Source organism: Novosphingobium sp. (assembly GCF_037133355.1).
In the GTDB taxonomy this organism is placed as follows: domain Bacteria; phylum Pseudomonadota; class Alphaproteobacteria; order Sphingomonadales; family Sphingomonadaceae; genus Novosphingobium.
This window is the reverse complement of the sequence record NZ_JBAXOI010000006.1, coordinates 219,844-231,676: the sequence shown is the minus strand read 5'-3', so window position 1 is coordinate 231,676 and position 11,833 is coordinate 219,844. Positions and strand designations below refer to the sequence as shown.

General features: G+C 66.4%; 8 protein-coding genes. All 8 read right to left on the bottom strand.

Features of this window, described 5'->3' with window-relative positions:
- Nucleotides 1–49: 49 nt before the first annotated feature.
- On the bottom strand, nt 50–1,189 hold the full coding sequence (locus tag WCL10_RS08715; RefSeq protein ID WP_336895235.1) for a tyrosine-type recombinase/integrase: 1,140 nt from the start codon (nt 1,187–1,189) through the stop codon (nt 50–52).
- A 235-nt stretch (nt 1,190–1,424) separates the two neighbouring features.
- Nucleotides 1,425–2,933 carry an AMP-binding protein gene (locus tag WCL10_RS08710; RefSeq protein ID WP_336895234.1) on the bottom strand — a complete coding sequence of 503 codons (1,509 nt, stop codon included), beginning with the start codon at nt 2,931–2,933 and terminating at the stop codon, nt 1,425–1,427.
- 104 nt (nt 2,934–3,037) lie between these two features.
- Nucleotides 3,038–4,135 (bottom strand): nucleoside hydrolase, encoded by a 1,098-nt coding sequence (locus tag WCL10_RS08705; protein ID WP_336895233.1) that lies wholly within the window; start codon nt 4,133–4,135, stop codon nt 3,038–3,040.
- 3 nt (nt 4,136–4,138) lie between these two features.
- Nucleotides 4,139–6,211 carry a S9 family peptidase gene (locus WCL10_RS08700; protein ID WP_336895232.1) on the bottom strand — a complete coding sequence of 691 codons (2,073 nt, stop codon included), beginning with the start codon at nt 6,209–6,211 and terminating at the stop codon, nt 4,139–4,141.
- A gap of 73 nt (nt 6,212–6,284) precedes the next feature.
- Nucleotides 6,285–7,295, bottom strand: a complete 1,011-nt coding sequence (locus WCL10_RS08695; protein ID WP_336895231.1) for an adenosine deaminase — start codon at nt 7,293–7,295, stop codon at nt 6,285–6,287.
- Complete coding sequence (guaD, locus tag WCL10_RS08690; protein ID WP_336895230.1) at nt 7,292–8,587, bottom strand: guanine deaminase; 1,296 nt, start codon at nt 8,585–8,587, stop codon at nt 7,292–7,294. The genes WCL10_RS08695 and guaD overlap by 4 nt, the downstream gene beginning before the upstream one ends.
- On the bottom strand, nt 8,584–9,522 hold the full coding sequence (gene xdhC / locus WCL10_RS08685; RefSeq protein WP_336895243.1) for a xanthine dehydrogenase accessory protein XdhC: 939 nt from the start codon (nt 9,520–9,522) through the stop codon (nt 8,584–8,586). Before xdhC ends, guaD begins: the two co-directional genes overlap by 4 nt.
- Nucleotides 9,522–11,831, bottom strand: a complete 2,310-nt coding sequence (xdhB, locus tag WCL10_RS08680) for a xanthine dehydrogenase molybdopterin binding subunit (protein ID WP_336895229.1) — start codon at nt 11,829–11,831, stop codon at nt 9,522–9,524. Before xdhB ends, xdhC begins: the two co-directional genes overlap by 1 nt.
- Nucleotides 11,832–11,833 lie beyond the last annotated feature (2 nt).

Below are 11,833 nucleotides of genomic sequence, written 5' to 3'. Positions count from 1 at the left end.
TCCATAGGCCGGACTCTAATCATTCCTGGATGGAAATCAGGGGGTCACGTCAGCTATGGCCGAGCAACTCGCGGATGGTGTTGAGATCGACGCCGCCCATTGCAAGGCGAGATGCAAAGTGGTGGCGCATGTCGTGCCAGCGAAAGTCCGTGATCTGTGCTTGCTTGAGCAAACGCCGCCATGACGAATTGGCGCGATCAAACCGGTCACCCTGCTCGTTGACGAACACGAGCCCCGTAGTGTCTTCGCTCTGTGCGCGCCAGTTGAGCAATGCCGATGTTGCCTCCCGATTGAGCGGAATATGACGCGTCCGCCTCGACTTGGCGGTTGCGCCGGTCACCGTCAGAATGCGCCGGTCCAGATTGACGTTTGACCAGGTCAGGTCGAACAGCTCACCTCTGCGACATCCCGTATTGATCGAGAGCAGGATCAGGGGTTTGACATGGTCAGTGAAGACCACATCCCGCAGGCTGGGCAATAACGGGTATCCGCGCTGCGCCCGCCACTGGTTGGCGTTGTCGCGCTCAGCGCGGCGGCGTTCTTCCCGATCCTCTATCGCGCTGCGCAGCCGTGCTTCTTCCTCTGCGCTGAGATAGCGAACCTTGAGGCAATCATCGACCCGCGCCTTCTTCACCTTGGCAAGGGGGTTCGTGGGAAGGATCTCCCAATCGACCGCACGATTGAAGCAGGCCTTGATCGAGGCAATGTCCCGGTTGATCGTCTGGTTGCTGAGGCCCCGATCGACTTCCTTGGCGCGCCAGCGCTCGACATCGAGTGCGGTGATCTTGTCGAGCGGCTTCTTGAGCAGTGCCTTGAATGCAGTCTTGAGCCGCTTGACGTTCTGCTCATGGGCCTTTTGGCTGGCCTTCGCCCAGGCGGCATAGTCGCCTTCGATATACGCCCCGAAGGTCGGCATCTCTGCCTTCGGCTTGCGCGCTTCGATCGGATCGATCCCCTGGAAGACTTCAGCCAGAATGCCGCGGGCGCTCTCGCGCGCATCGCTCAAGCTGAGGACATCCGCTCGCCCCAACCAGACGCGCTTCCCCCGTGCGAATTCGCAATACCACGACTTCGCACCGCCCGGCGTCACCCGCAAGACCAGCCCCTTGAGCCGCGTGTCACGATGCTCCACGGGCCGCGGTTTCGGCGTGATCTTGTCAACAACCAGTTGGGTCAATGCAGAACGCATCGGGCGGCCTCACCTGTCTAGCAGAACTCAAAATCCCGTGGTGCTGTGGTGGTGCAAATTGATGAAACAAGGCGGAACAAAACAGGAAAATCTGCACCACCACAGCACCACCGAGGTACTCGATAAGGCCCAAAAAATCAAGGTTTTTTGTTTAAAATCGGTGCTTTAGAGGCCACTCAAATTAGCGGCTGGGGGTGTGGGGGTCGGAGGTTCGAATCCTCTCGTCCCGACCAATTTATTCCCGCCCCTGAAACAACGCCGCAAACTGGCGTCGAAGGTCTGCCTTCAGCACCTTGCCCATGGCATTGCGCGGGAATTCCGGCACGATCCGGATCGCCTTGGGCTGCTTGAAGCGGGCGAGCTTCTCGCGGGCCACCGCCTCGATCGCGGCGGGATCAAGGTCCGCCCGCTCCGCCGTCACCACCGCCACCACCGCCTCGCCAAAATCGGGATGCGGAACGCCGATGATCGCAACATCGGCGACGCCGTCCACTTCGGCCAGCACCATTTCCAGCTCCGCCGGATAGATGTTGAACCCGCCTGAAATGATCAGGTCCTTCGAGCGGCCCGCAATCGTCACGCGCCCGTCCGCATCGCGATATCCGGTATCGCCGGTCACGAAGAATCCGTCCGGCCCGATCGCCTCCGCAGTTGCCTCCGCCCGCCGCCAGTATCCGGCGCACAGGTTCGGCCCCCGGATCTCGATCTCGCCCGTCTCGCCCGGCGGCAGCTCCGCGCGGCCCTCGCCGCCGACAACGCGCAGTTCCACGCCCGGCAACGGATAGCCCACCGTGCCCGCAATCCTCCCCTCGGGCGCATAGGGGTTCGAGGTGATCATCACCGCCTCGGTCATGCCGTAGCGTTCCAGAATGCGCTGCCCGGTGCGCGCCTCGAACGCGGAAAAGACCGAAGGCAGCAGCGGCGCCGAGCCGGAAATGAATAGGCGGATCGCGGCGGTCGCCTCGCGGGTGAAATCCTCTCGCTCCAGCAGCCGGGTGTAGAACGTCGGCACTCCCATGAACACGCTGACAGAGGGCAGCAGCGCCACCACCTTGGCCGCATCGAACTTGCCCAGCAGATGCACTGTCGCCGCGCTGTAGAGCCCCAGATGAAGCGCCACGAACAGGCCATGTGCATGGAACAGCGGCAAGCTGTGCAGGATCGAATCCGCATCCGAAAAGCGCCAGGTCTCGTAAAGCGCCGCGACATTGGAGGAGAGGTTGCGGTGCATCAGCATCGCCCCCTTGGGCCGCCCGGTGGTGCCCGAGGTAAAGAGGATCGCGGCAAGATCGGTTTCGGCCATCTCCTCCACCGCCAGATCGGGTTCAAGCCCCGCCGTCAGCTCGGCAAGCGTGCCCGAGCCGTCAGGCTCCAACGTCAGCCGTTTGGGGCGATCGCCCTCCGGCACTGCGGTCGCAGAGCCATGCACCAGCAGTACGGGCTCGGCATCCTCGATCAGCAACGCAACCTCGGAGGCGGTATAGGCCGGGTTCACCGGCACCGCGATCGCCCCCGAGGCCAGCACGGCCAGATAGGTCAGCGCAAAGCCCGGCGAATTCTCCGCCTTGATCATCACCCGCGCACCGCGCGTGACGCCAAGCTGCGCCAGCGCCGCCCGATAGCGACCGATCATGGCCGGCAGTTCGCCGAATGTGCAGACCGCCTCGCCTTGCCAGATCAGCGCGGGCTTCGCCTCATGTCCCGCGTGGCGAGCCAGGAACACGGCAACAAGGTTGGCATTCATCGGGCAGGCTCCAACAGCGCTTTGCCGATCCTTAGAACCCTGGCCGGGCGCCTGTCACCACCCAGCCGCTGTGCTCTCCACGAACCGAACGTCTTCGGCTTCCTTCACCGCTCGCCCAGCGAACGCGCAATCAGCGCTTCCATGCGCGGCACATCGACCGAGATCACGACATCCGCCCGCCCCTCGTCGAGCCCTGGCCTATAGGCATCATGCCAGGTCAGCATGTCGCCATAGCCGGGCCCGAACTGCACATCGAAATCATACCACAGCCGCTCGGACTTCGTGACCAGCGAGGGATCGAGCCAGACGGCGGCTGCGATCTCGTCCCACATGGGAAAGCCCGGTTCCATGCGCCGGATCATCGCCGCGACCGGAGGCCGCGACGCCTTGGCCAGTCGCACCACCAGCGCCGGGACAAGCTGCGTCGCGGTCGAGGGGTCAGCGGGAATGATCGTCACCTTGGGCCAGGGCGCATGCGCCGTCATGCTGGCGGCTTCGGGATCAAAACGGATATTGAACTCGCGGCGCGGCGTATTGACGAACTCGCGCGCGAAGTCGGCAGCAGAGCGATTGTCCAGTGCCTGCCTGGGAGCAAGGCTACCGCCCATGATCACCAGTTCCTTGACCAGTCCGGCAAATTCCGGATCCAGCCTCTGCGCCAGCGCCAGATTGGTAAGCGGCCCGCAGGCCACGATCGTCACACCATGCGGATGCGCGCGCACCGTTCGGATCAGGAACAGCGCTGCCGCCTCGGGCAAGGGTTTCAGCTTGGGATTGCCCCAGGGCAGGTCCACCGGATCGAAGGGCCCGTGATGTTCGGGCGCAGACTGCGCGGTGGGCTCGGCCCACTGCTTCATGAACGCGCCCTTCCAAACCAGCTTGCCGTACAGCGCCTCCCAGCGCTCGGTGCGCGCTTCGGAGTTGAGCAGCGGAAAGGTCGCCCCCTCAGCCACCGGCACCCCCTCGTGCCCCATCAGCTCCAGCCCGCGCAGCACCATCGCGGTGGCGCGGTTCGCCCAGACATTGCCCGAAACCGTGGTGATCCCCAGCACTTCGACGCGCGGGTCCTCCAGCAGCATGAGATGCATGAGAGCAAAGCCCTCGTCATCGATCACGACTTGCCGCCTGGGCTCGGCGGCATGGGCGCCGGATAGCCCCGCGAATGCCAGCACCAGCGCAAGGAGGAAGCGCCTCACACCCATGCCTTAAGGCTTCTTGCCCGCGTCGGTGCGATAGCGCTCGAACCACGCCAGGATCGCCGCAGCCTTCGCCGCCGATTGCGAGGGCCGCGCGGTAAATCCGCCGTGGCTCGCGCCCGGCACCTTGACCAGCGCGGTCGGCACGCCCCGGATCTGCAGCGCGGCGTAGTACTGTTCGGACTCGCTCACCGGCGTACGGTAGTCCTCGCTTCCCACCACCACCAGCGTCGGCGTCTTCACATTGCCGACCAGCGAAAGCGGCGAGCGGATCCAGTAGCTCATCGGATCTTCCCACGGCTGCTTGCGGAACCAGTAACGTCCGGCGAAGCCTGTGGAGTCGGTTGTCAGTGCCCAGCTGGCCCAGTTGATCACCGGCTTCTGCGTTGCCGCCGCCTTGAACCGGTCGGTCTTGCCCACGATCCAGCTTGTCAGCACCCCGCCGCCCGACCCGCCCGTCACGAAGAGGTTGCCGGGATCGGCCACGCCCTTGGCGATCGCCGCATCCACTGCGCTCATCAGGTCAGTGTAGTCGTCGCTCGGGTAATTCTTGTCGATCAGGTTGGCAAAGTCGCCGCCGTAGGACGTGCTGCCGCGCGGATTGGTGTAGAGCACCGCGTAGCCTCGCGCGGCATAGAGCTGGTCGTCGCTCGAAAACACCGCGCCATAGGCGCTGTGCGGCCCGCCGTGGATCTCGAGGATCAGCGGCACGCGCTTGCCCGGCTGGTAGCCCGGCGGCAAAACCAGCCACGCGCCGATCTTGCGCCCGTCGCTCGCCGTCACATCCAGCGGTTCGACCCGGCCCATGGTCCTGTCGGCCAAAAGCGTCTCGTTGAGCCTGGTGACCTGTCGCTTGCCGACGAAGATATCCGCCGGGCGCAGGCCGCCGCTGGCGTCCCCGGTCCAGGCCAGGCTTCCGGTCTTCGAGACGCTGAACTCGCCGCCGGTGTAAGGCCGGTCGAGCCCCCCGCCGGCCAGCCCTTCGGCCACGACCGTCAGCTTGCCGGCAAGGTCGATCCGCGCCACCTTGCGCACCGCATTGTCATCGTAGGACGCATAAACCGAGCGGCCGTCCGCCGCCCAATGCACATCCTCGATATTGCGATCGAGCCCGGCGGTGAGCGCCTTCACGTTCGAACCGTCGCGGTCCATCACGTAGAGCCCGTCGGGCTGATAGCTCTTGTAGGCGTCGTCGTAGCCGAGAAACGCAATCCGGCTGCCATCGGGCGAAAGCACCCCGCCGTGGTCCGGGCCATAGCGCTTTGTCAGCTGCGTCAGCGCCCCGCTGGCCACATCGAGCGCATAGACCTCGCTGTCATTGGGCTCGCGCTCCCAGTCCGCCCGGCGATTTGACGAGAGCACCAGCGTCCGCCCGTCAGGCGAAAACGAGAGCGGCCCCGAAACATCGAACTTGCCGAAGGTCAGCTGGCGCGGCGCCCCGCCATCGGCAGCGACCACGAAGACCTGTCCGAAGCCGGGCTTGAGATAACCTTCGCCATCGGCGCGGTACGTCACCCGGTCGATCACTTCGAGCGGCTCGGCCCACTTTGCGCCTTCAGGCCTCTGCGGCAGCTCGCCCAACCGGGCAGGCTCGCCGGGCACGTGCATAACATAGGCGATCTGCTTCCCATCGGGCGACCATGCCACGCTGGAAGGCGAATCCGGCTGCCCAGTGATCCGGGTTGCCGCGCCGCTGTCCATCCAGCGCACAAAGAGCTGCGGCGCGCCGCCCTCTTCTGCCGCGACATAGGCGAGCCGCTTGCCATCGGGCGACCAGGCCGGCGCCATCTGCGATCCCGCCGAACCCGTCAGCGGCACCTGCTCGCCCGACTTCACGTCTACCAGCCAGATCGCCGAGCGCATCTTGTCGGTCATGATGTCGCCGGAGCGGCGGACATAGGCAATGCGCGTACCATCAGGGCTGATCTGCGGATCGCTCGCCATTTCAAGGCCGAACAGGTCAGCCCCGGTGAAGAGCCGCGAGGGCTGATCGGCCGCGGCCGGTGCGGGTGCGGGCGCCGTTTGGGCCTGGGCGGGCGCGCAAACCGTTAGCAGCAGGATGGCAAGCGTCTGGCGCAGCATGGAAATCTCCGGGTGCATGATTGGCCTGTCTGGACATTGGCCCGCGCGCCCCTGCAGGCGCAAGCCCCGATTGCTAGCCACCCGCAAAAGCATCGATTGCCGCCAGATGCCGCGCCACCGCCTCTGGCGGGAGGAATGATCCGGCAAAACTGTTCCTCGCCAGCGTGACGAGATCGCCGCGCGAAAGACCCCGCGCTTTGGCCACCGCGCGGTAATTTTCAGCCACATAGCCTCCGAAATAGGCCGGATCGTCCGAATTGACCGTGGCCTTGATGCCAAGAGCCAGCATCCGATCAATCGGATGCATCGCAAGATCGTCCACCACGCAAAGCTTGAGGTTGGACAGCGGACACACCGTCAGCGTCATCCCCTCGCCCGCCAGCCGCGCCACCAGCGCCGCATCCTCCAGCGCGCGGTTGCCATGGTCGATCCGGTCCACGCCCAGCAGATCGAGCGCTTCATGGACATACGCCGGCGGCCCTTCCTCCCCGGCATGTGCGGTGAGCTTCAGCCCCTTGGCCCGCGCGGCCGCGAAAACCCGCGCAAACTTCGCCGGCGGATGACCCACCTCGCTCGAATCGAGCCCTACCGCCGCGATCCGGTCGAGCCAGGGCTCCGCCATCGCCAAGGTTTCGAACGCTGCCTCCTCGGTGAGGTGACGCAGAAAGCTCATGATCAGCACCGAAGTGATCCCCAGCCGCGCTTCCGCCTCGGCCATCGCCGCCAGCAGCCCTTCCATTACCGTGCCGAACGCAATTCCCCGGTCGGTATGCGTCTGCGGGTCGAACATGATCTCGGCATGGACCACGCCATCTGCGGCCGCCCGCTCGAAATAGGCCATGGCAAGATCACGGAAATCCGCCTCGGTCTGCAACACGCCGGCGCCCGCGTAGTAGATGTCGAGAAAGTCCTGCAGGTTGGAAAAGGCATAGGCCGCGCGCACAGCTTCCACGCTTGCAAAGGGAATCGCGATCCCGTTGCGTTCGGCCAGCGCGAACATCAGCTCGGGCTCCAGGCTGCCTTCGATATGGAGGTGCAGTTCCGCCTTGGGCAGACCGCGAATGAAGCTGTCGATATCGGTCATTCCTGCACTCCATCGCGGTCCCACAGGCAGCGGCCCATCACGTAAGTCCGCCGCACCGCCCGATCATCGCCCAGCACCTGCAGCGCAAACAGCCGCTCGGCCAGCGACGCCCCAGCCGTGCGCCGCGCCATCACCGGGGTCGCCTTGTCATCAAGCACCACAAAGTCCGCCTCCTGCCCCTCGGCCAGCATGCCCACTTCGTGATCGATATGGAGCAGCCGGGCCGATCCGCCCGTCGCCAGCCACAGCGCGCGGAACGGGTCGAGCGCATGGCCGCGCGCGAGGCCCGCCTGATAGGCAAGGCCCGCATTGTGAAGCAGCGAGAGCGTGGTCCCCGCCCCGATATCCGAACCCAGCCCCAACCGAACCCCGTGGCGCTCTGCCTGCTCGAAATCGAACATGCCCGAACCAAGAAAGAAGTTAGAACTCGGGCACACCGCGATCCCCGCCCCGCTTTCGGCCAGCCGTGCGCAGGAACGCTCCGGGAGATGCACTCCGTGCGCAAAGACCGATCGCTCCGTCACCAGCCCGAAGCGATCATAGACATCGAGATAGTCCGCCGCATCGGTAAACCGCGCCGCCACTTCGGCAATCTCGCGCGTGTTCTCGGCCAGGTGGGTGTGGAGCAGTACGCCGGGAAAGGCCGCCATCAGCGCGCCTGCTGCCGCCAGCTGCGCGTCGCTCGAGGTCAGCGCAAAGCGCGGCGTCACCGCATAAGTCAGCCGTGCGCGCCCGTGCCAGCGGCGGATCAGCTCCGCGCTCTCGCGCCGCGCTTCCTCCGGGCTGTCGCGCAGACCTTCGGGGCCGAGGTCCATCAGCACCTTGCCGCAAGCCATGCGCAGGCCCCGCGCCTCGGCTGCGGCAAAGAACGCGTCGACCGAGGCGGCATGGACGGTACCGAACACCAGCGCGCTCGTCGTCCCATGGCGCAGCAGTTCGTCGAGAAACGCCTCCGCCACGCCCGCCGCATGCCCGGCATCGGCAAAAGCCTTCTCCGCCGGGAAGATATGCCGCTCCAGCCAGTCGAGCAGTTGCGCTCCATGGCTCGCGATCCGGCCAAGCTGCGGATAGTGCACATGCGCATCGATCAGGCCGGGGACGATCAGCCCCTCCAGTCGCTCCACCGCAAGGCCCGGAAAGCACGGCGCCAATTCGGCATAGGCCCCGCGCGCCAGCACCCGGCCCTCCTCCACCACGAGCAGCCCGTCCGCCAAATGCCGCAGCGCATCCGGCCCCTCGGCCGGATCGTGCGCAAGGCTGAGGATTTCCCCGCGATAGCCGGCCCGCGTCATGCCGCCACGGCCTGCACCGCGCTCGCAGCGGGCAATTGCAGCAGCTGCGCCAACAGCGCGATGGCGATCACGTCGGGCTCCTTGCCGGTCACGCCGGGCAGGCCAATCGGGCAGGTCAGCCGCGCACGCGCCTCGGCCGATACCCCCTCGCGCTCCAGCCGCGAAAGGAACCGCGCGCGCTTGGTCTGCGATCCGATCAGCCCGGTGAACGCCAGCGGCGCCCGCGTCAGTGCGGCAAGAGTGAGCCGGTAATCGAGCCCATGGTCATGCGTCAGGATCACCAGCGCCGCCTCGTCCGGCGCTTCGGCAACGCACTGCCCCGCCGCGCCTTCGGGCACCACCGTGACGCCCGCTATAGTCTCGAACACCGGACGCGTATCAAACCACGCCAGCCGGATCGGTAGCCCCGCAACATGCCGCGCAATCGCCTGCCCGACATGCCCCGCGCCGAACAGGTAGAGCGGCCGGCGGAAGCCCCCGATGACCTCGGCCAGCCGCGCGCCCTCGCGGGGCCGGTCCCCCCGCGCCGAAAGCCCCGCCGCCGGCCCGTCATTGACATATCGCTCGATCCGTCCGGGCCGCAGCGTGCTCACCAGAACGCGCCCCTCGGCAGCCTCGGCCAGCCAACCCAGCGCCCGCGCGTCGATATGCTCCACCAGCAGCCGCACCCGCCCGCCGCAGCACTGGCCGAGCAGCGGCCCCAGCGGATAATCCTGCACCCGCCACGTCCCGGCCGCATGCGCCAGAACCGCGCGCGCCTGCTCCACGGCGCGAAACTCAAGCGCTCCGCCGCCGATCGTGCCGAACTCGGCTTCCGACGTCACCAGCATCCGCGTCCCCGCCCCGCGAGGCGCAGAGCCTTCGGTCGCCAGCACGCTGATCATCGCGACCGGCCCGCGCGCCGCCAGCCTGGGGAGCTGATCCAGCCAGTCCATCACGCCGACCGCAGCCCGGCAATCGCCCGCAGAACCGCCTCGGGTGTCGCCGGGGCATCGAGCGGCGGCAAGACACGCGCCTCGGGCGCCGTTGCAGCAATCGCGGCGCTGATGGCGCAGAACACCGAATTAGCCAGCATCAGCGGCGGCTCGCCCACCGCCTTGGAGCGGTGGATCGTGGGCTTGGCATTCTCCCCGTCCCACAAGTCGATCCGCAGCCGCTTCGGCCGATCCGAAGCCGTCGGTACCTTGTAGGTCGCGGGCGAATGGTTCAGCAGCCGCCCCTTGGCATCCCACTCGACCACCTCGGTCGTCAGCCAGCCCTGCCCCTGCACAAAGCCGCCCTCGATCTGCCCCCGGTCGATCGCCGGATTGAGCGAGCGCCCCACGTCATGCAGGATATCGACCGCCAGCACCTTGTGCTCGCCGGTCAGCGTATCGACCACCACCTCTGAAACCGCCGCGCCATAGGCAAAGTAATAGAACGGCCGCCCCTTGTGCGACGCGCGGTCGTACTGGATCTCCGGCGTGGCGTAGAACCCTGTGGCGGACAGGGAGATCCGCCCAAGCCATGCCTTGCGCGCAGCCTCTGCAAAGCTCAGCAGCGCTGTGCCCGCCACGACGCCTTCGGGCGTGAACCGCACATCCTCCGCCGCGCAGCCACAAGCCCCGGCGAGAAAATCCGCCATGCGCCCGGCGATCGCCGTGGCGGCTCGGTGCGCCGCCATGCCGTTGAGGTCCGCACCCGAAGAGGCTGCTGTCGCGGACGTGTTTGGCACCTTGTCAGTCCGCGTCGCCGTGATCCGCACTTGCCCGACGGGCACGCCAAACACGTCCGCCACGATCTGGGCGACCTTGATATAGAGCCCCTGCCCCATCTCGGTCCCGCCATGGTTCACCTGGATCGAACCGTCCGAATAGACGTGAACCAGCGCGCCCGCCTGATTGAGGTGCGTGGTGGTAAAGCTGATCCCGAACTTCACCGGGGTCAGCGCGATGCCCCTCTTGAGCACCGGACTGCTTGCATTGAAGGCGGCAATCGCCTCGCGCCGCGCATCATAGGCCGAGGTCTCGCGCAGCCGAGCGACGATCTGCGGCGCGATATTGTCCTCCAGCTGCATGCCGTACGGCGTCACATCGCGTCCCGGCCCATAGAGATTGCGCTCCCGCACCGTCAGCGGATCAAGCCCCAGCGACGCCGCGACGTGATCGCACACCCGCTCGATCGCCAGCATCCCCTGCGGCCCCCCGAAACCCCGGAACGCCGTTGCCGAAACGGTGTTGGTCTTCAGCCGTTCGGACAGAATCTCGACGTCGGGCAGGAAATAGCAGTTGTCCGCATGGAACATTGTCCGGTCGTTGATGCCCGGCGAGAGGTCCATCGTCGCCCCGCAGCGCCCGCCAAACCGCAATCTGACCGCGCCAAGCCGCCCTTCGGCATCGTGGCCGACTTCATAGTCCACCTCGAAGTCGTGCCGCTTGCCGGTCACGATCATGTCGTCATCACGGTCGCAGCGGAACTTGGCGGGGCGACCCGTATGGTGCGTGACCAGCGCAGCGGCGGCGGCAAACAGCGCAGCCTGGCTTTCCTTGCCGCCGAACGCCCCGCCCATGCGCCGCACTTCCACGGTCACATCCGCGCTGGGCCTCCCCAGCAGATGCGCCACCAGATGCTGAACCTCGCTGGGATGCTGGCTCGAGGAGACGACATGGATCTGCCCGTCTTCCCCGGGACGGGCATGGGCGATCTGTCCTTCAAGATAGAAGTGATCCTGCGCGCCAATCCAGAGCGATCCCGAAAGCCGATGCTCCGCCGCCGCGAGCGCCCCGTCCGCATCGCCTCGCGCCATGCGCTGGTCCGCCTCGATCCGCGAACCCGCCGCCCGCGCCTGTTCGACTGTGATGGCCGGTTCCAACGGCGCGTAAGTCACCTTGCCCAGCCGCGCCGCCTTGCGCGCCGCAAGCCGCGTCTCCGCAGCCACCAGGAACACCGGCTGGCCGTGACTGATGACGTCACCGTCCGCCAGAACCCGGTCATCGTGCGCGATCGGCCCGACGTTGTTCTCACCCGGTATATCCGTAGCCGTGTAGACCGCGACCACCCCCGGAAACGCCCGCACAGCGTCCAGATCGACCGCGACAATCCGCGCCCGCGCCTCGCTTGAGAGCCCGAAAGCCAGATGCAGCGTGCCCGGCAGTTCCGGCTCATCGTCGACGTAACGCGCAAGCCCCGCAACATGCAGATGCGCGCTGTCGTGCGGGTTGGCCGGCTTGATCTCGGCGGGCCAAAGCGGATCGGTATCAGCCACGG

Coding starts and splice junctions, on each gene's coding strand:
- xdhC (WP_336895243.1), bottom strand. CDS start 9,522: ATGGACTGGCTGGATCAGCTCCCCAGGCTGGCGGCGCGCGGGCCGGTC.
- WCL10_RS08705 (WP_336895233.1), bottom strand. CDS start 4,135: ATGGGTGTGAGGCGCTTCCTCCTTGCGCTGGTGCTGGCATTCGCGGGG.
- WCL10_RS08700 (WP_336895232.1), bottom strand. CDS start 6,211: ATGCTGCGCCAGACGCTTGCCATCCTGCTGCTAACGGTTTGCGCGCCC.
- WCL10_RS08695 (WP_336895231.1), bottom strand. CDS start 7,295: ATGACCGATATCGACAGCTTCATTCGCGGTCTGCCCAAGGCGGAACTG.
- WCL10_RS08715 (WP_336895235.1), bottom strand. CDS start 1,189: ATGCGTTCTGCATTGACCCAACTGGTTGTTGACAAGATCACGCCGAAA.
- guaD (WP_336895230.1), bottom strand. CDS start 8,587: ATGACGCGGGCCGGCTATCGCGGGGAAATCCTCAGCCTTGCGCACGAT.
- WCL10_RS08710 (WP_336895234.1), bottom strand. CDS start 2,933: ATGAATGCCAACCTTGTTGCCGTGTTCCTGGCTCGCCACGCGGGACAT.